The organism is Pseudomonas sp. Tof1 (genome assembly GCF_055390395.1).
The window spans coordinates 3,101,191-3,121,558 of record NZ_AP024344.1 but is presented as its reverse complement, the minus strand read 5'-3'; the positions used below and the strand labels follow the sequence as shown (position 1 = coordinate 3,121,558).

Below are 20,368 nucleotides of genomic sequence, written 5' to 3'. Positions count from 1 at the left end.
GAGGGCGGGATTCAGCGCCTTCTCGAAGATCACCTTACAAATGAAGCGCACGCGTTTCAAATTTTATTTTTAAATATTTATTTATTTCATGGGCAAAAAAATGAGGCCGAACGGGTTCAGCCTCAATGAACAGTAAAAGGAGTGAAAATGCGCGCTCAGATCACTTCAGTGCATGCCTCAGAAACGATAGGTCGCCGATAGGCTGACCACTTCGCCCTTGCTGTTGACCTTGCCGTCGAGCGAGGCGCCACCGAGACGATCCTGGTTCTGGGTCTTGAGCTTGACCTCTTCCACGAACTGGCGTGAATACGCACCGTCCACACTCAGGCCCGGTATCGCCCTGATTTCGTAGCCAAAGCCCAGCGATGCAAACCAGCGGTCCCCGTCGGGGATACGCGGGTCGCGGGTCGAATTGCGGGTTGGCGTCTGGTCACGGGCCACACCGGCACGGAAGGTGAAGTCATCGGTGACCTTGTAGTCGCCGCCCAGCGAGAGCATCCACGAGTTCTTGTAGTTGTAGGGAATGGCAACCAGCGTATTGCCATCGGATTTCAGCGTCAGGTTCTTGAACGATGACCACTCGGTCCAGTTGACGCTGGCCCCCAGGGTGAACCTGTCGTTGAACTGGTGAACCCAGTCGAGTGCCGCAGTGGCGGGAATGTCCAGTTGGGTCGAGGCGTTGGCCCCATCGGGAAACAGCTTGAGTCCAGGATAGGCAAACTCGACCAGCGTCTCCCCATTCGGCCCGAAAGGCTGGGTCATGAGGCCCCTGGAGGTCTCATCCGCGTAGATGTTGTATTTGCCCTCCATCTTGTTCTTGATCTTGGCGTGATAGTTCAGGCCGATCGTATCGACCTCGGTCGGTTTCCAGACCACCCCGGTAAACCAGCCCACCGAAGTATTGTCTACCTTCACCCGAATCAGGGACTGCCCCATGCCCGATGGAAGCTGAACTCCACCGAAGTTGGGGGAGAGAGAGGCTGCTGCCAGAAGGTCAATGTTCTGGCTGACGAAACCACTGCTGTGCTGGACGATGAGGCCACCACCCAACGAAAACTGATCGTTCACCTTGAACGAAAGAGATCCAGTCACTCCGACCGTCTCAATTTTGGTGTCCACGGCAAAATCACGTCCTTTCCAATCCTGATCCCAAGTGCTTTTCATGCCTTGGGGAACCACCTGGCTCAGACCGAAACTGATCCGGTCATTGATCGGCATCACCAGAAAACCGGTAGGCAACCAGGCTGTAAAACCTGCCTGACCACCATTGCCAGTACGCTCGTTGAAAACGGGAGCGCCGGTCAGTGGGTCAGTCGTCGTGTTGGAAGTCGGCTGGCCGGTGTAATCCTTGGCCGTTCCCTTGTACTTGATGCTGATTCGCGCGTAGTCCACGGTCTGCTGCACGACCGCCTGATCGATGAATGCCATGGCAGCCGGGTTGTTGAACGCCGCCGAAGGATCGTTCTTGAACAACGAACCACCACCAAATGCCCGCCCCCATCCTGGCGCACCATAGGTCGGTGTCTGAAAGCCACCCGCCTGCACCGAACCGGATGCCATCACACTGCCCAGCAGTGCCAGTCCAATCGCTACATGCAACTGCTGTTTCTTATTATTCATGCCCCACTCCTTATTATTATCTACCGCTGCGCCGTAGCGCTTAGCACTCAACAGGCGCCTCTTGCGAGGCGCCTGTCTTTCAGCGGGTGATCAGCCCATTACGGAGTACCCAGCCTCAAGGGGTGATGCTGATGGTCGGAGCGCTGACAGACAGCGAAGACACGGTGCAGTTACCGCTCAGCGCCTGGTTGGTAGCGCTCAGAGTGCCACCGACCGTCCCCGTGGCGGTCCAGGTCACGTTAATGGTGCTTGGGCCGCAGTTGGTCGATGGCAGGCTGCTGATGGTGTAGCCCACGTTGGCGATGGTACCGGCGGTGGTGCTGGCGGCAGTAATCACCCAGCCTGGAGAAGGCAGGTTCTTGAACTGCGGCAGTTGGCACAGACCGCTACCGCTGGCAGTGCTGAAGCTGGTGATCGTGGCAACCCCATTGGCGACTGTGCCGCTCGCGGTGACAGGGCAGGTCACCGGAGCCTGGAACGACGACGGCGACTTGACGGTGATGGTACCCGTGGCCGAAAACGGACCATTCGGGCCAATGGTTGCGGCGGATGCGATGGATGCAGCGCCCATGCAGACAGCGATTGCAGTTGCAGACACGAGAGTCTTGATGCCTTTCATTGTTGTTTTTCCTCACATGTATGGCGATTCATTTCGCCGGGGTTAATGGCCTTTTGAGACGACACGGAGTACCGCAACCACGACCGAGCTTCCCTTTCAGCCAAACTTCAAAATTCTGCTGTGGCCTGAACCACCGCCGACTCAGGGGACTACCCGGAACGTCGGCGGCATCTGGATCGAAACCGTCTTGATGGTGCAACCGCCGTCCAGCGCCACGTTGGCCGCCTGGAGCTTGCCGGTGCTGTTGTTCCAGCTGCCTTCGGCGGTAGTCGGCCCGCAGTCGCCGCCCACCAGCGGCGCATGCACGGTGACCTGGATACCCGACATCGCACCGCTGGTTTCATCCTTGGCGATCAGCTTCCAGGGCAGGTGCGTGGCCTCGACCTGGCCGCACTTGAGGCCGCCGTCGAAACCGACCTTCTCGACGCTGACATAACTGCCGTCGGCACTGATCCGGCCACTGACCTGGATGGTGCAATCGGCACTGATGATGCTCTTGGCGAAACTGATGGGGCCCTTGGCGGTGAACTCGGCATTGGCCGGCTCGATCCGCGCCGCGGCAAACGCCGGCGCCACCTGGGAAAGCCCCAGCAGCGCGGCAACGACACGAACGGTCAACAGAACCTTGTGCATGGTCGACATCCTTCCCGTTACTTATTGTTTTTATCCGGTCAACTTGTCACGGCTGCAAACAGCCCCCGAAAGTGGGCAAGCCACTCCCGTCATGCGCACTTTCAAGTACGCATTCAATGCAACTCTTCAATTCAATCGGTGTAGCGAGTGCCGTACTGTTGAAGCAACTGCTTTCGCCTGGAAGGTTGCAGATTCGCCAGGCGCACATCACCCGCATAGTGCGCCAGCACCCGGTGATCCATCAGCCGCCGCCAGAGGAACGGCACGTAGGCCCAGACGATCATGCTCGCGTAGCCGTAGGGCAGTTGCGGCGACTCGTCGAAATGCCGCAGTGCCTGGTAACTGCGGGTGGGATAGGCGTGGTGATCGGAGTGGCGCTGCAACTGGAACAGAAAGATGTTGGTGACAATACGGTTGCTGTTCCAGGAGTGCCGGGGCGAGCAACGTTCATAACGACCATTGGGCAACTTCTGACGCAACAGGCCGTAATGCTCCACATAGTTCACCACTTCCAGCAGCGAGAACCCGTAGATACCCTGGATGATCAGGAAAGGAATCACCGCCACACCCAACCAGGCGATCAGCACGCCCCACAGCACCACACTGAACAGCCAGGCCGTCAGCACCGTGTTTTTCCAGTGGAAGGTCGGCAGGCCCTGCTTGTGCAGGCGCTCGCGCTCCAGGTGCCAGGCCGAGCGCAGGCTGAACCAGACCGAACGGGGCAGGAAGCTCCAGAAACTCTCGCCCAGGCGCGAACTGGCCGGATCCTCCGGCGTCGCCACCCGTACGTGGTGACCGCGATTGTGTTCGACGAAAAAGTGCCCATAGAAGGTCGGTGCCAGGGCCACCTTGGCCAGGAACTGCTCCAGCGGCCGGGTCTTGTGGCCCAGCTCGTGGGCGATATTGATCGCGATACCCGTCGCCGCCCCGGTGGACATCGCCATGCCCAGGTAGGTGAACCAGCCGATACTGCCATGCACCTGGGCCCGCTCGGTGATGTAGCCCAGCAGGCCGGCCAGGCCGCCCTGCAGGTGATGGGCCTGGACCAGTTGCGTCAGGCCACCGCCGATGATCCAGTCGATGCCACCGGCGGCCATCCAGGCCGTGGTGACCACGGAAAGGCACATCAGGGCGACACAGGCGTAGATGATCCAGCGGTAGTAGGTCTGTTTTTCGAGGTCAGGAACGATGGTTTCCGGTGGGTTGCTGCGGTCTTCGCCGAGCAGGCCGTCGATCATCGGGATCAGGCCGAAGATCACCACCACCCCGCTCCACCACAGCGATTGAACGCCGGTGACCAGGGCAAAGATGCCGGACAGCACCGGGGTTGCCATGGGCAAGGCGCCGAGCCACCACAGGTGACGCTTGCCATCCGTCCAGATGCCAGGTGCAGCGACAGTGGAGTTCATGGCAACCTCCGGACGACGCTGATGGACGGCGCTGTGGCGGATGCAGCCCAGATGCGGGCCGAATCTTGCGCCAGGCAGCGGGCAGGAGTAGACAGAGAAAATGCTTCAAAAGGCGTTATTTTCATTATTCTAATCGCTCAATTGCATTTTTTAAAAAAAACATTCAAAACGTTTTTTCAAAAAACTAGCCCGATTTCGATAGCTCGTCAACTATTTTTTTTGGCGTCATTTCGAATGTCGTTCGTGGCGCCGCTCGCACACCTGAAACCCATCTCAGGAAAGCGTGGCGGCCGCTGCTTCGTGTTGCCGGGTGGTACCTTGTTGCTCGTTGGCCCGAGCGGCGACAGCGCGCACCATGGCCACCACCGGCTCAACTGCCGTCACCGGCAGCATGTGCCCTCGCCCCTCGAGAATGTCCATTTGAATGCCGGGCACCAGGCCCGCCATCGACTCGCCGTGCCGGCGATAGTCCAGCACCTCGTCCTGCGCGCCGTAGATCAGCCCCACCGGCAGGTCGAGCTGCGGATAGCGCCGGACCATCCGCGGCAGATCGTCGTTGACCGTGGCGATCTCGCTGGAGGCGCAATAGAAGTTGCCGGAGCGCATGCCCAGCAGGCCGCCGCCGCGCTCGGAGAAATCCGCCGGCGGCCGTTCGGGCGCGAACACCGCCTTGAGCAGGCTGCCGCGTCCGAGCATGGCCATGGGCGCCGCCAGGGTCCGGGCGAACCAGCGCCGGATGAAGTCGGGCCTGACCCCCAGTGACAGGAACACCAGGGGCAGCATGCGCTGCGGATGGGTCAAGGGAGCCACCAGCACCAGCCCGGACACCCGCTGTGGATGATCGAGCGCCAGGGCCAGTGCCAGCGCGCCACCCAGGGAGTGCCCGACGACCAGTGGCCGGTCCAGGTGCAGGATCTCGATGAAACGGGCGACCAGGCTGGCCTGCGCGGTAATGCTGACACCCGCACCGCGAGAGCGGCTCGAATAACCGGAACCGGGGCGATCCAGGGTGATCACGCGGAACTGCTCGCACAGCCGGGGCGACAGCGAATGGGTCAGGTTGCGCCCGCAACCGCTCAGGCCATGGATCATCACCAGCACCGGGCCCTTGCCTTCATCCACATAGTGAAGGCGCTCGCCGTCGACTTCGATAAAACGCCCATCGGGCGGCACGGCCTGTTCGATCCGACGATTGATCCGGTTGCTGGTGGCCCAGAGTCCGACACTGCCCAGCACAAAAGCCACCGCTGCTACGCCCCATCCCATGACTTCAACCCTCTGCCTCCCTGCACCCGGCCAGAAACCGGTATTGGCTCCTGCCGTGGCTATCTCCCGGCGCCTGTTTCGCGACTCCCATCGGTCGGGTGAGTCGGTCAATTCGTACAGACCACTAGCGTAGGTGAGATTTTCAGGTAAATTATTTAAATTAATTTTTAAAACAAATAATTTAATTGTGCAACACCGGGTTTTCCCCAAACGACGAAACTGACGGTCAGGCGTCGCCACAATCGAGGTACACACCATGAATGCGTACTCGTCACCCCCAGGCCGCGAATCGGTCGATATCGTGATCATCGGCTCCGGCTTTGCCGGGCTGTGCATGGCCATCAAGCTGAAAGAGGCCGGGATGGCCGATTTCTTCATTGCCGAACGCGCCGACTCGCTCGGCGGTACCTGGCGGGACAACCACTATCCGGGCTGCGCCTGCGATGTGCAGTCCCATGTCTATTCCTTTTCCTTCGCACCCAACCCGCACTGGAGCCGGCAGTTCGCGCCCCAGGCGGAAATACGCGCCTACCTGGAGCGCTGCGCCCGGGACTTTGGCCTGACGCCGCACCTGCGCTACAACATGGAGCTGCAGCAGGCCGTGTACGACGAGACGCAGCAACGCTGGCACCTGAGCTTTTCCGATGGCCGCGAGGTCAGCGCCCGGGTGTTGATCAGCGGCATGGGCGGGCTGTCCCGCCCGGCATTGCCGGATATTCCGGGGCTGGAGAATTTCGCCGGCAAGAGCTTTCATTCCCAACACTGGGATCACCAGTACCCACTGGAGGGCAAGCGTGTCGCGGTGATCGGTACCGGCGCCAGCGCCATCCAGTTCGTGCCGCAGATCGCCCCGCGGGTGGCGCACCTGAGCCTGTTCCAGCGCACCCCGCCGTGGATCCTGCCCAAACCCGACCGCCCGTTGTCCGACGCCGAGCGCTGGCTGTTCAAGCACCTGCCGTTCACCCAGCGCCTGGCCCGTTCGGCCATCTACTGGCTGCTCGAAAGCCGGGTGATCGCCTTCGCCCGCCAACCCAGGCTGATGAAACTGGTGCAGAAGGTCGCCCTGCGCCACCTGCACAAGCAGGTCGCGGCCCCGACCCTGCGCCAGGCCCTGACCCCCGACTACACCATCGGCTGCAAGCGCATCCTGATCTCCAACGACTATTACCCGGCGCTGACCCGCAGCCACGTCAGGGTGGTGACCCAGGACGTGCAGCGGATCGAGGCCGATGCCGTGGTCACCGCCGATGGCGTGCGCCACCCGGTCGACTGCCTGATCTACGGCACCGGTTTCCAGGCCACCGAACCGCTACCCCGTGGCCTGCTGATCGGCCGCAACGGCGAGGACATCATGGACGCCTGGGCTGAGGGTGCCCACGCCTACCTGGGCACCTGCCTGCCCGGCTACCCCAACCTGTTCCTGATCATCGGCCCCAACACGGGCCTGGGGCACAACTCGATGATCCTGATGATCGAGGCCCAGGTCGACTACATCCTCCAGGCACTGAAACAGATGCGCGACCAGCGGATCCGCGCCCTGGAGGTCCGGCCCCAGGTCGAAAGCCGGTACAACAGCCGGCTGCAGCAGCAGCTCAAGCGGGCGATCTGGTCCACCGGCGGTTGCCGCAGCTGGTACCTGGACCCGCGCACCGGCAAGAACACCACGCTCTGGCCGGGCTCGACCTGGCGTTTCCGCCAGGCGACGCGGCACTTCGAGCTGCGCGACTACCTCACCTTCGGCGACAGCCATCAGCGCCCCGCCGCTGCCGCGCCCGCCGCCATCGAACCCGTACAAGGCAGCCACTCATGAAGACATTCGACGGCAAGGTCGCCGCCATCACCGGCGCCGCTTCCGGCATGGGCCGCGCACTGGCCATTGCCCTGGCCCGCGAGGGTTGCCACCTGGCGCTGGCCGACAAGAACGCCGCCGGCCTGGAACAGACATTGCACCTGGCCCGCGCCGCGGCGCTGCTGCCCCTGCGCATGAGCTCGCAGGTGCTCGACGTGGCCGATCGCCTGGCGATGTTCGACTGGGCCGCAGCCACAGCCGCCGAACATGGCCAGGTCAACCTGATCTTCAACAACGCCGGCGTGGCGCTGTCGAGCACCATCGAGGGCATGAGCCTGGAAGACCTGGAGTGGATCGTCGGCATCAACTTCTGGGGCGTGGTGCATGGCACCCAGGCCTTCCTGCCCTACCTCAGGCAGTCCGGCGAGGGGCATATCGTCAACACCTCCAGCGTGTTCGGGCTGTTCGCCCAGCCGGGCATGAGCGGCTACAACGCCAGCAAGTTCGCCGTGCGCGGTTTTACCGAAGCGCTGCGCCAGGAACTCGACCTGATGAACTACGGCGTCTCGGCCACCAGCGTGCACCCGGGCGGCATCCGTACCGATATCGCCCGCTCCAGCCGCATCAGCGACAACGTCAAGGGCCTGCTGATCGACAGCGAGCAACAGGCCCGGGCCGACTTCGAGAAGCTGTTCATCACCAGTGCCGAACAGGCCGCCAGGGTGATCCTGCAGGGCGTGCGCAAGAACCGCCGCCGCGTGCTGATCGGCCGTGACGCCCACGCCCTGGACCTGTTCGTCCGGCTGCTGCCCAGCGCCTACCAGGCCCTGGTGGTGTTCCTCACCCGGCGCCTGTCGCCCCTGGGCCGCCGCAAGAACAGGGCCGCAGGCTACGACGTCAAGGACTCGGGCGGAATCTGACCGCCCCCAACCGACATTTCAGGAGGGCCAGCCATGCTGCCAATCCGTCGCGACATCCACCCCGAACTGCCAGCCGAACGCATCAAGGACTGGCATGCCGAAGGCCCCTGGGTCACGCATTTCTTCAACGCCCTGTCCCTGCTGTTCCCCTCCGGCGAGCTGTTCTTCATGGACAGCGTGCGCCACTACCGCGACCGCATAGAGGACCCGCAACTGCGCAAGGCGATCCAGGGCTTCATCGGCCAGGAGGCCATGCACAGCCGTGAACACCTGCTCTACAACGACCTGCTGCAGCATGCCGGCCTGCCGGCGCACCTGCTCGACCGGCGCCTGCGGGCCATCCTCGACTTCCAGAAGAAACACTTCGCGCCGTCGTTCAACCTGGCGATCACCATCGCCCTGGAACACTACACGGCGATGCTCGCCGACCTGCTGCTACGCGACCCGAGCCGCTTCGGCGATTCGGTCGAGGGCTACCGGCAGATGTGGACCTGGCACGCCCTGGAGGAAACCGAACACAAGTCGGTGGCCTTCGATGTCTGGAACACGGTGATCAAGCCGGGGCCCAAGCGCTACCTACTGCGGACCGGCGCGATGCTGTCGACCACGTTCTTTTTCTGGCTGGTGGTGTTCGACTTCCATGTCCGCCTGCTGATCGCCGACCGCAAGGCCGGCCATCACCTGCGGGGCGGGTGGCGGATGATCAAGTATCTGTTCGGCTGGCGCGGGGTGTTTCCGCGCATTGCGCTGCCGTGGCTGGACTACTTCAAGCCGGGGTTCCATCCCTGGGACCATGACAACCGCGAGCAACTGGAGCGCATCGAGGGGTTGATGGAGGCCATCAAGGGTGGCAAGCCTGCCCAATAGTTGAGTGGGCGCCGGAATCAGCTGTCACCTTTAGAGCCCTGTTCGCGGATAAATCCTGCTCCCGCAAACGCTTCGCGCTGAGCACAGGCCCTATGAGCCCGGTCAATCGGTGGGAGCCGGCGGTCCGCTTCATCCGCGAACAGGCGCAACCCATCTCAGAAGGCCTCCTCCACCGCCTTCACCTCACTGGCGGTGTCGATACTCACCACCACCGACATCCCCGGCCGCAGCCGCTCGGCCTCGGCCTGGCCCGGATCGACAGTGATCCGCACCGGCACCCGCTGGGCGATCTTGACGAAGTTGCCGGTGGCGTTATCGGCCTGCAACAGGCTGAACTCCGAGCCCGTGGCCGGCGCGATGCGCTGGACCCGCCCGGTAAAGCGGCGATGGTCGAGGGCATCCACAGTGAACGAAGCCGCCTGCCCTTCGCGCACCCCGGCCATCTGCGTTTCCTTCAGGTTGGCGATGACCCAGCGCCGCTCCGGCACCAGCGCCATCAGTTGCGCACCGGAGTTCACATAGGCGCCCAGGCGCACGCCGATCTGCCCCAACTGCCCGTCCCGGGGCGCCACCACCCGGGTATTGGACAGGTCGATGCGCGCCAGCTCGACCGCCGCCTCGGCACTGGCCACCGCCGCTTCCAGCGACCCGCGGTTGACCACCACCGTCTGCAGGTCCTGCCGGGAAATCTCCAGCGCGGCCTCGGCCTGGGCGATGGCCGCCAGGGTCTGGGCCCGGTCGGCACGGGTCACGTCCAGCTCACGGCGTGATACCGAGCCATCGGCGATCAACGCCTGGTTACGGGCCAGGTCGGCTTCGCTCTTGCGCGATTGCGCCTTGCTGTTCTCCAGGGCGGCGCGCCGCTGGGCAATGGTTGCCTCGGCACTGCGCCGTTGCTGCAGATTGTTGGCCAGGGCAGCCTTCTGCACCGCCAGTTGGGCCAGTGCCTGGTCCAGGCGTTGCTGGTAGATGCGGTCGTCGAGGCGCACCAGCAGGTCACCGGCCTTGACGTGCTGGAAGTCCTGCACCGGCACCTCGAACACATAGCCGCTCAACTGCGGGCCAATCAGCGTCACCTGGCCGCGAACCAGCGCGTTCTCGGTGCTCTCGATGGCACTGCTGAACGGCGGCAGTTGCCAGGCGTACAGCACGATCAGCACGCCGACCAGGGCGATCGCGGCAAAGCCCAGTGACGAGATGATCCGCACCCGCAACGAGCGCGGTTCGGTCGACGATGCCCCGGGAGGCGTCTGGCCCTCGGCGGTGGCGGCAATGGCATTGGTGGTGGTGACGGATTCGCTCATCGTGGGGTGGCACCGCTGCTGGAGGTGGAAGGTGGAGGATTGCCGGCGACCCGCCGCGTGGTGCTCATCAGCCACAGGCTGCGGATGAAGATCCAGATCATGGTCAGCACCGCGATCAGCGCGATCAGCATGAACACATCGTTATAGGCCAGCACGTTGGCCTCGCGGGTCGCCGCCGTGGCCAGCGCGCGCATGCCCTGGGTGGTACGCAGCGCCGGATCGAAAATGGTCGAGGCATAACCGGCGGCGGAACCCTGTATCCGCGCGGCCACCAGCGGGTCGCTCAGCACCAGGTGCTCGACGATGCTGCTGGAGTGGAGTTTCTCGCGCACCACCTGGAAGGTTCCCAGCAGCGCCGAACCGATCAGCCCGCCGAGGTTGTTGCAGATCCCGAACAACACGGAAAAACTCACCAGGTTGCGCGGGTTGGTGATCACGTTGCGGGTGCCCAGGGCCATGGTCGGACCGACGAAGAAGGTACCGCCGAACGCCAGCAGGAACTGGCTGAGGTACATGTTGGCCGGACGGGTCAGGTTGTTCGAGAAGCTGTCGAGGGAGGAACCCAGCGCCATCAGCGCCAGGGAAATGATCAGCGGCATGAACAGGTGGTCGGGATGAATGGTCAGGGCACTGACCGCCAATCCGGCGATGCTGCCCACCAGCATCACCAGATAAAGGCTGCGCATCTGCTCGCTCCCCATGTTCAGGGCCTGCAGGAAGCCCACCGCCCCCGTGGACTGCTCGGAGAACACCAGGCGGATCAGGATCACCGCCAGCGCCAGGCGGATCATCGCCCCGCTGCCCAGCCAGCGGGTCATCAGCATCGGGTTGCTGCGGTTGTGCTCGATCGCCAGCCCGGCCAGGATCAGCACGATCGACGCGGCGCTGGCGATGCCGATCCACGGCGCCTCCAGCCACCAGTCGATGCGGCCCAGGGACAGCACCGCACACAGCAGCGCGACACCGGTGGCGAGGATCGCGAAGGTGAGAAAGTCGAGCTTTTCGAAGGTCCTGAAACGGTCGCCCGGTGGCAGCTTGAGCAGGAACACGCAGCCCAGCGCCGCCAGCGCCAGGCCCAGTTCGAACAGGTACAGGCCACGCCATTCGGCGATCTGCAAAAGGTCCTCGGAAAACAGCCGGGCCAGCGGCAATGCCAACTGCGAGGTGCCCAACCCCAGCACCAGGGCCTTGAGCCGCCATTTCGCCGGGAACGCCTGGATCATGTAGTAAAGGCCGAGGGAGCTCAGGGCCGCGCCGACCATGCCGTGGGCCGCGCGCACGGCAATGGCCGAACTGAGGTCGTTGACGAACAGGTGGCCGAAGGTCACCAGGGCGTAGAGCACCAGGAACACCTCGGTGAACGCCCGCAGACCGAACTGCTGGCGAAATTTCACCAGCAGCAGGTTCATCGAGACATTGGTCATCACATAGGCCGCCGGCAGCCAGGCCATTTCCGCGGTGGTGGCGCCGAGTGCGCCCTGCAGGTAAGGCAGGTTGGCCACCACCAGCGCATTGCCCAGGCCACCGGTCAGGGCTACCAGCAGCCCGACCATGGCATAGGCCAGGCGCCGGGGCGTCGAATGCAGTGGAGTCGAGGGTGAGCCGGGCAGACTGGGGCGTTCGTGGGGCTGCCAGTTGCGCGGCGTGTACTGATTCATCCCGGATTCCCGAATACAAGAGCGACTTGGAGATTACTTATTTTCGTACAGCGCCGGGAGCCTGTCAGAAAAATTCCCATGCTCGAAGCGGTTGCAGTGGGTTGAGCAAAAAATCACCGATTGCAAGCCGCAGAACGTTACAAGTTTTCACATCCCCCCGGATTCCTGAATAGAGCCTGTCTGTATGTCAAAAAGGACACGATGTTGAGCTATCTTTCATAGGCTTTTCACATCTCTACGTTTACCGTAGCCCCTGTCCAGGACTCAAGTCAGGGAATTGATGGAAATCATGAAGATAACGCGACATCACTCCTTTACCTTTCACGGTTTTAGGCTTTAATCGCCGGATGTCCGTCGTGTGTGTTTAGCATCTTCCTACAAGCAGTTCTGGTTTTGCCCGACACACTGGTACAAGTCGTCTTTCCCATGGTGAAATCCGACCTGTCACACGATGACACAGATCATCGCTTGCATTACTGAAACCTTTCTGGAAAGAAGCCTTTGAAACCTTACCCGATTCAGCGCGTGTCGATCGTCATACCGGTCTACAACGAAGAACAGAGCTTGCCCGAGCTGTTGCGCCGTACCGAAGCCGCCTGCGCGCAGTTGAGCCAGGACGTGGAAATCATCCTGGTTGACGACGGCAGCCGTGATCGCTCCGCCGATATCCTTCAGGAAGCCGCCGAGCGCGAAGGCAGCCCGGTGGTTGCCGTGATCCTCAACCGCAACTATGGCCAGCACGCAGCGATCATGGCCGGTTTCGAGCAGTCCACCGGTGACGTGGTGATCACCCTGGACGCAGACCTGCAGAACCCGCCGGAAGAGATCCCGCGCCTGGTGGCCCAGGCCGCGCTGGGCTACGACGTGGTCGGTACCGTGCGCAACAACCGCCAGGACTCGGCCTTCCGCCGCTGGCCGTCGCGCCTGATCAACCTGGCCGTGCAGCGCTCCACCGGCGTTGCCATGAGCGACTACGGCTGCATGCTGCGCGCCTATCGCCGCAGCATCGTCGACGCCATGCTCGCCTGCCGCGAACGCAGCACCTTCATCCCGATCCTGGCCAACAGCTTCGCCCGCCACACCACCGAGGTGCTGGTGCAGCACGCCGAGCGCGAGCACGGCGACTCCAAGTACAGCCCGATGCGCCTGATCAACCTGATGTTCGACCTGGTCACCTGCATGACCACCACGCCCCTGCGGCTGCTGAGCATCATCGGTTTCGCCATGGCCGGCCTCGGCGCGCTGTTCGCCTTGCTGCTGATCTTCCTGCGCCTGATTTTCGGCGCCGAATGGGCCGGTGACGGTACCTTCGTGCTGTTCGCCGTGCTGTTCGTGTTCACCGGCGGCCAGTTCATCGGCATGGGCCTGCTGGGTGAGTACCTGGGTCGCATGTACAGCGATGTCCGCGCCCGTCCACGCTTCTTCATCGAGAAAGTGCTGCGCAGTCAGCCCTCTTCCAGCAGCACTGCCGCGCAAACCCCTTCTACAACTACTGTCAATCAGGTTGCCCCATGAATCCGAAAGCTGTTGTCTTTGCCTATCACGATATCGGTTGCGCAGGCATCGAAGCCCTGCTGAACGCAGGTTATGAAATCGCTGCCGTGTTCACCCATGCCGACGATCCCAAGGAAAACACCTTCTACGGTTCGGTAGCCCAGCTGTGCGCCCTCAAGGGCATCCCGGTGCATGCCCCGGAAGACGCCAACCACCCGCTGTGGATCGAGCGCATCGCCAAGCTGAACCCGGATTTCATCTTCTCCTTCTACTACCGCAACCTGCTGAGCGAAGCGCTGCTGGCCACCGCCAAAAATGGTGCGTTCAACCTGCACGGCTCGCTGCTGCCACGCTATCGCGGCCGCGCGCCCGCCAACTGGGTACTGGTCAACGGCGAGACCGAAACCGGCGTGACCCTGCACCGCATGGTCAAGCGTGCCGATGCCGGTGCGATCCTGGCGCAGAACCGCGTCGCCATCGAGCGCTCCGACACCGCCCTGAGCCTGCACGCCAAACTGCGTGACAGCGCCGCCAGCCTGCTGCGTGACGCCCTGCCACAACTGGCCCAGGGCAAGCTGAGCGAAACCGCCCAGGACGAGTCCAAGGCCACCTACTTCGGCCGCCGTACCGCCGCCGATGGCAAGCTGGTCTGGAGCAAGCCTGCCGAAGAACTGTTCAACCTGGTTCGCGCCGTGACCAAGCCTTATCCGGGTGCGTTCTGCGCCGTGGGTGAGCACAAGCTGATCGTCTGGGGCGCCGAAGTGGTCAAGGGCAACGAAGGCCAGGCGCCTGGCCGCGTGATCAGCGTCGACCCGCTGCGCATCGCCTGCGGCGAGGACTCGCTGGTGATCAACGCCGGCCAGCGCAATGAAAACGGCCTGTTCCTCAGCGGCCCGCAACTGGCCAACGAGCTGGGCCTGGTCGACGGCTCCCTGCTGCGTGGCGCTGAAGCGGCCCGCAAGAAACGTCGGACCCGCGTGCTGATCCTGGGCGTCAACGGTTTCATCGGCAACCACCTGTCCGAGCGCCTGCTGCGTGACGACAAGTACGAAGTCTATGGCCTGGACATCGGCTCCGACGCCATCGAGCGCCTGCGCAGCCACCCGAACTTCCACTTCGTCGAAGGCGACATCAGTATCCACTCCGAGTGGATCGAGTACCACATCAAGAAGTGCGACGTGGTCCTGCCGCTGGTGGCCATCGCCACCCCGATCGAATACACCCGCAACCCGCTGCGCGTGTTCGAACTGGACTTCGAGGAAAACCTGAAACTGGTTCGCTACTGCGTCAAGTACAACAAGCGCGTGATCTTCCCGTCGACCTCCGAAGTCTATGGCATGTGCCAGGACAAGAACTTCGACGAAGACACCTCGAACCTGATCGTCGGCCCGATCAGCAAGCAGCGCTGGATCTACTCCGTCTCCAAGCAGCTGCTGGACCGCGTGATCTGGGCCTACGGCGCCAAGGGCCTGAACTTCACCCTGTTCCGTCCGTTCAACTGGATGGGCCCGCGCCTGGACCGCCTGGACTCGGCCCGTATCGGCAGCTCCCGCGCCATCACCCAGCTGATCCTGAACCTGGTGGAAGGCACGCCGATCCGCCTGTTCGACGGCGGCGAGCAGAAGCGCTGCTTCACCGACATCGCCGACGGCATCGAGGCGCTGGCGCGTATCGTCGACAACGAGAACGACTGCTGCAACGGCCAGATCATCAACATCGGCAACCCGGACAACGAAGCCAGCATCCGCCAACTGGGCGAAGAGCTGCTGCGTCAGTTCGAAGCGCACCCGCTGCGCGGCAACTTCCCTCCGTTCGCCGGTTTCCGCGAGGTGGAGAGCAAGGCGTTCTACGGCGCCGGCTACCAGGACGTGGAACACCGCAAGCCGAGCATCGAAAACGCCAAGCGCCTGCTGAACTGGGAGCCGACCGTCGAGATGAGCGAAACCATCGGTAACACCCTGGACTTCTTCCTGAAGGAAGCCATGCTCGAAATCGCGGAAAAACGCTGATGCAAGCTGGACTTCGTATCGATGTGGACACCTATCGCGGCACCCGTGACGGTGTGCCGCGACTGCTGGAACTGCTCGACGAGGCCCAGGTCAAGGCGACGTTCTTCTTCAGTGTCGGGCCGGACAACATGGGGCGCCACCTGTGGCGCCTCATCAAGCCGCAGTTCCTGCTGAAGATGCTGCGCTCCAAGGCAGCCAGCCTGTACGGCTGGGACATTCTCCTGGCCGGCACCGCCTGGCCAGGCAAGCCGATCGGTCGGGACCTGGGGCATCTGATGCGCCAGACCCTGGCCGCCGGTCATGAAGTCGGCCTGCACGCCTGGGATCACCACGGCTGGCAGGCCAATGCCGGACGCTGGAGCGAAGTCGAGCTGATCGAACAGATCCGCCGTGGCGTCGACTGCCTGAGCGACATCACCGGGCAAGCCGTCGAATGCTCTGCCACCGCCGGCTGGCGGGCGGACGAGCGCGTCGTGCAAGCCAAAGAACATTTCGGCTTTCGCTACAACAGCGATTGCCGGGGACACGGCCTATTCCTGCCACGGCTGGCAGACGGTAGCCCGGGCACCCCGCAAATCCCCGTGGACCTGCCGACCTTCGACGAAGTCGTCGGTGCGGACCTGGCCGCGAAAGACTTCAACGCATTCATACTCGACCGGTTCAGCCCGGCGAAACTGAATGTCTACACCATCCATGCAGAAGTAGAAGGGATTCTGATGGCAAACGAGTTTCGTCAGCTGCTGGCGCAAGCCAAGGCACGCAGTATCGAGTTTCAACCCCTGGTCAATCTGCTGCCAGCCCAACTGGACAGACTGCCCGAAGGTCGGCTGGTGCGTGGCACCCTCAGTGGCCGTGAAGGCTGGCTGGGGGTGCAGCAGGGATGACCAGACGCTGGGCTTTGCCACTCCTGTTCCTCGCTTTCCTGCTGTTCTATCTGGCTCCGCTGATGAGCCATGGCATGTGGATTCCGGATGAAACCCGCTACGCGCAGATCGGCCAGGAAATGCTCCTGCGCGGCCACTGGGCGGCACCGCACTTCATGGAGCTGCGCTACTTCGAGAAGCCGATTGCCGGCTACTGGATGATTGCCATCGGCCAGGCGATCTTCGGCCAGAACTTCTTCGGCGTGCGCTTCGCCTCGGCCCTGAGTACGGGCCTCAGCGTGTTGCTGGTGTATCTGCTGGCCGGGCGCCTGTGGAACGACCCGCGCAAGAGCTTCGCCAGCGCCGCGCTGTTCATGAGCTTCGGGCTGATCGCCGGCCAGGCCGGCTATGCCAACCTCGATCCGCAATTCACCTTCTGGGTCAACCTGAGCTTCGTCGCCCTGTGGCTGGCGATCGACAGCCAGACCCGCAAGGCCCGCCTGCTGTCCTGGGCAGCCCTGGGCTTCGCCTGCGGCTGGGGCTTCATGACCAAGGGGTTCCTGGCCCTGCTGCTGCCGGTACTGATCGCCCTGCCCTACATGATCTGGCAGAAGCGTTTTCGCGAACTGGTGGGCTATGGCCTGGTGGCGGTGCTGGTCGCCGCGCTGGTCAGCCTGCCCTGGGTCATCGCCGTGCACCTGCAGGAACCGGACTACTGGCGTTTCTTCTTCTGGCACGAGCATATCCGCCGCTTCGCCGCCGAAGACGCCCAGCACACCCGGCCGTGGTGGTTCTACCTGCCGCTGATCGTGGTTTCCAGCCTGCCCTGGGCCCTGCTGTTCCCGATCACCCTCAAGGATGCCTGGAAAGGCAAGGGCCAGCGGATTACCGCGTTCCTGCTGCTGTGGCTGTTCCTGCCGCTGGCGTTCTTCAGCCTCAGCCGCGGCAAGCTGCCGACCTACATCATGCCGTGCCTGATGCCATTGGCGCTGCTGATGGGCCATTCGCTGATGGAGCGGCTCAACCAGGGCCTGCCCAGGGTGTCGCGCCTCAATGGCCTGCTCAACCTGCTGCTGGGCCTGCTGGCGCTGGCTGCCGTGGTGTTCTTCCAACTGAAGAAACCGTTCTACGACAACGAGCCGCAGCACCTGGCCCTGCTGTGCGTGGTGATCGTCGGCTGGATCCTGTTCAACGCCCTGACCGTGTTCAAGCCGCTGCAATTGTGGGCGCTGCCGGCACTGGGCATGGGCCTGCTGATCGCCCTGCTGCCGGCGGCGATGCCGAGCGTGATCGTGCACAACAAGATGCCCGACCAGTTCATCGCCGACCACGAGCAGGAACTGGCCAGGAGCCGTCATCTGCTGAGCAACGACCTGGGCGCCGCCTCGGCCCTGGCCTGGCGGGTGAAACGTACCGACATCACCCTCTACAACACCCAGGGCGAGGTGAAATACGGCCTCTCCTACCCGGAGGCCGAGCACCGTACCCAGGACATGGACCAGATCCAGGGCTGGATGGAGCAGGCCCGGCGTGAAGGCCAGGTGGGTGTGGTGATGCGCGTCAAGGACGAGGAAGAGTTGCGCGAAATCGACCGGTTGCCAAAGGACTTCAAGCGTTACGACGAAGGCAATATCGTGATCCTGATCTTCCCGCAGAGCGCTCCATGACCCTGGTTCTCCTCCTCGGCGCCTGCCTGCTGACGTGCCTGGGCCAGGTGGCCCAGAAGTTCGCCGTCGAAGGCTGGCGTGAAACCTCCCCGGGCGCACTCGACAAGCTGCGTTCGCCCTGGTTGTGGCTGGCCCTGGCCAGCCTCGGCCTCGGCCTGCTGGTGTGGTTGCTGGTACTGCAGCGGCTGGAGGTCGGGATCGCCTATCCGATGCTCAGCCTCAACTTCGTGCTGATCACCCTGGTGGCGCACTACCTGTTCAAGGAATCGATCGACCGCCGCCACTGGCTGGGCGTCGCCCTGATCATGGCCGGCGTGGTGCTGCTGGGGTTGCATCTATGAGCCTGGCACGCGGTTTCACCTTCGCCAGCGCTAGCGTGGTGCTGGTCAGCAGCGCCCAACTGGGCATGCGCTGGAGCATGACGCGCCTGCCCGAGCCAAGCCAGTGGCTGGACGCGCTGATGACCGGCAACGTCTCGCTGGTCGCCCTGGCCGTCGTAGCGGCTTCGATCCTCGCCTATGCGCTGTCGATGCTCTGCTGGCTGATGGCCCTGCGTGACGTGCCGCTGGGCCGCGCCTACTCGCTGCTCAGTGTCAGCTATGCACTGGTCTACCTGCTGGCCGCCAGCCTGCCGTTCTTCAACGAAAGCTTCAGCCTATCCAAGACCCTGGGGGTGGCGTTGGTCATCCTCGGTGTCCTTACGATCAATTCTCCACGTATACCCCGTCCTAGAGACTCCGTATGAAAATCAGCGTAATTGGTAGCGGTTATGTAGGCCTGGTACAGGCGACTGTTCTGGCCGAAGTCGGTCATGACGTCGTGTGCATGGACGTTGACCAGAACAAGATCGACTTGCTGCGCAAGGGTCATATCCCGATCTTCGAACCAGGGCTGGAGACCATGGTCAAGAGCAATCTGGAAAGTGGCCGCCTGCACTTCACCAGCGATGAAAAGCTGGCCATCGAGCACGGCCAGGTGCTGTTCATCGCCGTCGGCACGCCATCGGACGAGGATGGTTCGGCCGACCTCAAGTACGTGCTGTCGGTGGGTGACGCCGTGATCCGCCATCGCTTCGAACCGCTGATCCTGGTGGAAAAGTCCACCGTGCCGGTCGGCACCGGCGACACCCTGCGCGCCCACATCGAGGCCGGTCTGAGCAAAGCCGGCCGCAGCCTGCAGTTCGATATCGTCTCGAACCCGGAATTCCTCAAGGAAGGCTCGGCGGTCGAAGACTGCCGCCGGCCGGACCGCATCATCATCGGCTGCGAACGCGAGGAAGTGCGCGAGGTGATGCGCGACCTGTACGCACCGTTCAACCGCAACCATGACCGCATCATGTTCATGGACCTGCGCAGCGCCGAACTGACCAAGTACGCCGCCAACTGCATGCTGGCGACCAAGATCAGCTTCATCAACCAGATCGCCGAACTGGCCGAACACCTGGGCGCCGACATCGAGGCCGTGCGCATGGGCATCGGCGCCGACCAGCGCATCGGCTACCACTTCATCTACCCGGGCTGTGGCTACGGCGGCTCGTGCTTCCCCAAGGACATGCGCGCCCTGATCCACAGCGCCCAGGAAGCCAACTGCTCCAGCGACCTGCTGCAGGCGGTGGAGGCGATCAACGAACGGCAGAAACACAAGCTGTTCGACCGCATCAATGCGTTCTACAAGGGCGACCTCAAGGGCAAGACCTTCGCCCTCTGGGGCCTGGCGTTCAAGCCCAACACCGACGACATGCGCGATGCGCCAAGCCGGGTGCTGATGGAAGCGCTATGGGCCGCCGGTGCCCAGGTCCGCGCCTTCGACCCGGAAGCCATGCAGGAAACCCAGCGCCTGTATCCCGATGAACCGGGCCTGTCGCTGATGGGTACCCCGGAAGCGACCCTGGTCGGTGCCGATGCCCTGATCATCTGCACCGAGTGGCAGCAGTTCAAGGCGCCGGACTTCGAGCGGATCAAGCAGCGCCTCAAGGCACCGGTGATCTTCGACGGCCGTAACCTGTATGACGCCAACCGCATGCAGCGCAAGGGTTTCACCTACTTCGCGATCGGCCGCGGCGCGTCCCTGGAACTGCCGGTGACCCGCCATGGCCAGGTAGAAGCCTGATCCCCGGCGTGCCTCTGTAGGAGCCGGCTTGCTGGCGATAGCGGTCTGACAGCCCCGATGCGGTCGTTGAATGGCCGCCTGGCGGCGGTTCGCGGGCAAGCCACGCTCCTACAGACTTCCTTCGCGTCCTCAAAACGGTGT

The 20,368-nt window shown here is 63.1% G+C and carries 17 protein-coding genes; 10 read left to right on the top strand and 7 right to left on the bottom strand.

Annotated elements, in window-relative coordinates; translation table 11 throughout:
• Positions 1-177: 177 nt before the first annotated feature.
• The 5 genes from ACZ5KU_RS14330 to ACZ5KU_RS14310 all read right to left on the bottom strand — a co-directional run bounded on the left by ACZ5KU_RS14330 (position 178) and on the right by ACZ5KU_RS14310 (position 5,547).
• Entirely contained in the window at positions 178-1,620 is a 1,443-nt protein-coding gene (locus ACZ5KU_RS14330) for an outer membrane protein transport protein (RefSeq protein WP_464737344.1), read from the bottom strand.
• Between the two features lie 115 nt (positions 1,621-1,735).
• The gene (gene praB, locus ACZ5KU_RS14325) at positions 1,736-2,239 is read right to left on the bottom strand and encodes an alkane oxidation protein activator PraB (RefSeq protein WP_464737343.1); all 504 of its coding nucleotides are present in this window, start codon (positions 2,237-2,239) and stop codon (positions 1,736-1,738) included.
• A gap of 141 nt (positions 2,240-2,380) precedes the next feature.
• Positions 2,381-2,872, bottom strand: coding sequence for an alkane oxidation protein activator PraA (gene praA / locus ACZ5KU_RS14320; RefSeq protein WP_081005873.1), 492 nt, complete (start codon positions 2,870-2,872; stop codon positions 2,381-2,383).
• Positions 2,873-3,003: 131 nt separating this feature from the next.
• Complete coding sequence (locus tag ACZ5KU_RS14315; RefSeq protein ID WP_464737342.1) at positions 3,004-4,281, bottom strand: alkane 1-monooxygenase; 1,278 nt, start codon at positions 4,279-4,281, stop codon at positions 3,004-3,006.
• Between the two features lie 273 nt (positions 4,282-4,554).
• The gene (locus ACZ5KU_RS14310) at positions 4,555-5,547 is read right to left on the bottom strand and encodes an alpha/beta fold hydrolase (protein WP_464737341.1); all 993 of its coding nucleotides are present in this window, start codon (positions 5,545-5,547) and stop codon (positions 4,555-4,557) included.
• Positions 5,548-5,803: 256 nt separating this feature from the next.
• Between ACZ5KU_RS14310 and ACZ5KU_RS14305 the strand changes: the two genes are divergently transcribed.
• From ACZ5KU_RS14305 to ACZ5KU_RS14295, 3 genes are read left to right on the top strand one after another with little or no spacing between them, the layout of a single operon-like run.
• A complete protein-coding gene (locus ACZ5KU_RS14305; protein ID WP_464737340.1) occupies positions 5,804-7,357 on the top strand; it encodes a flavin-containing monooxygenase in 1,554 nt (517 codons plus the stop codon).
• Positions 7,354-8,256: an SDR family NAD(P)-dependent oxidoreductase gene (locus ACZ5KU_RS14300; protein ID WP_464737339.1), complete on the top strand. Its 903-nt coding sequence runs from the start codon at positions 7,354-7,356 to the stop codon at positions 8,254-8,256. Before ACZ5KU_RS14305 ends, ACZ5KU_RS14300 begins: the two co-directional genes overlap by 4 nt.
• 33 nt (positions 8,257-8,289) lie before the next feature.
• Positions 8,290-9,123 (top strand): metal-dependent hydrolase, encoded by an 834-nt coding sequence (locus ACZ5KU_RS14295; protein WP_054060829.1) that lies wholly within the window; start codon positions 8,290-8,292, stop codon positions 9,121-9,123.
• 155 nt (positions 9,124-9,278) lie between these two features.
• Here ACZ5KU_RS14295 and ACZ5KU_RS14290 read toward each other — a convergent pair whose 3' ends face one another.
• Together ACZ5KU_RS14290 and ACZ5KU_RS14285 are read right to left on the bottom strand one after the other, a co-directional pair.
• Entirely contained in the window at positions 9,279-10,427 is a 1,149-nt protein-coding gene (locus ACZ5KU_RS14290) for an HlyD family secretion protein (RefSeq protein ID WP_054060830.1), read from the bottom strand.
• On the bottom strand, positions 10,424-12,085 hold the full coding sequence (locus tag ACZ5KU_RS14285) for an MFS transporter (protein WP_054060831.1): 1,662 nt from the start codon (positions 12,083-12,085) through the stop codon (positions 10,424-10,426). Before ACZ5KU_RS14285 ends, ACZ5KU_RS14290 begins: the two co-directional genes overlap by 4 nt.
• Positions 12,086-12,586: 501 nt before the next feature.
• Between ACZ5KU_RS14285 and arnC the strand changes: the two genes are divergently transcribed.
• From arnC to ACZ5KU_RS14250, 7 genes are read left to right on the top strand one after another with little or no spacing between them, the layout of a single operon-like run.
• Positions 12,587-13,600: an undecaprenyl-phosphate 4-deoxy-4-formamido-L-arabinose transferase gene (gene arnC, locus ACZ5KU_RS14280; protein WP_464737338.1), complete on the top strand. Its 1,014-nt coding sequence runs from the start codon at positions 12,587-12,589 to the stop codon at positions 13,598-13,600.
• The gene (gene arnA, locus ACZ5KU_RS14275; protein ID WP_054060833.1) at positions 13,597-15,588 is read left to right on the top strand and encodes a bifunctional UDP-4-amino-4-deoxy-L-arabinose formyltransferase/UDP-glucuronic acid oxidase ArnA; all 1,992 of its coding nucleotides are present in this window, start codon (positions 13,597-13,599) and stop codon (positions 15,586-15,588) included. The genes arnC and arnA overlap by 4 nt, the downstream gene beginning before the upstream one ends.
• Entirely contained in the window at positions 15,588-16,472 is an 885-nt protein-coding gene (gene arnD / locus ACZ5KU_RS14270; protein ID WP_054062269.1) for a 4-deoxy-4-formamido-L-arabinose-phosphoundecaprenol deformylase, read from the top strand. The genes arnA and arnD overlap by 1 nt, the downstream gene beginning before the upstream one ends.
• Entirely contained in the window at positions 16,469-18,118 is a 1,650-nt protein-coding gene (arnT, locus tag ACZ5KU_RS14265) for a lipid IV(A) 4-amino-4-deoxy-L-arabinosyltransferase (RefSeq protein WP_273820720.1), read from the top strand. Before arnD ends, arnT begins: the two co-directional genes overlap by 4 nt.
• Positions 18,115-18,459 (top strand): 4-amino-4-deoxy-L-arabinose-phosphoundecaprenol flippase subunit ArnE, encoded by a 345-nt coding sequence (gene arnE, locus ACZ5KU_RS14260; RefSeq protein ID WP_054060836.1) that lies wholly within the window; start codon positions 18,115-18,117, stop codon positions 18,457-18,459. The genes arnT and arnE overlap by 4 nt, the downstream gene beginning before the upstream one ends.
• On the top strand, positions 18,456-18,863 hold the full coding sequence (gene arnF / locus ACZ5KU_RS14255; protein WP_054060837.1) for a 4-amino-4-deoxy-L-arabinose-phosphoundecaprenol flippase subunit ArnF: 408 nt from the start codon (positions 18,456-18,458) through the stop codon (positions 18,861-18,863). The genes arnE and arnF overlap by 4 nt, the downstream gene beginning before the upstream one ends.
• Complete coding sequence (locus ACZ5KU_RS14250; RefSeq protein ID WP_273820718.1) at positions 18,860-20,227, top strand: UDP-glucose dehydrogenase family protein; 1,368 nt, start codon at positions 18,860-18,862, stop codon at positions 20,225-20,227. The genes arnF and ACZ5KU_RS14250 overlap by 4 nt, the downstream gene beginning before the upstream one ends.
• The last annotated feature ends 141 nt before the right edge of the window (positions 20,228-20,368 follow it).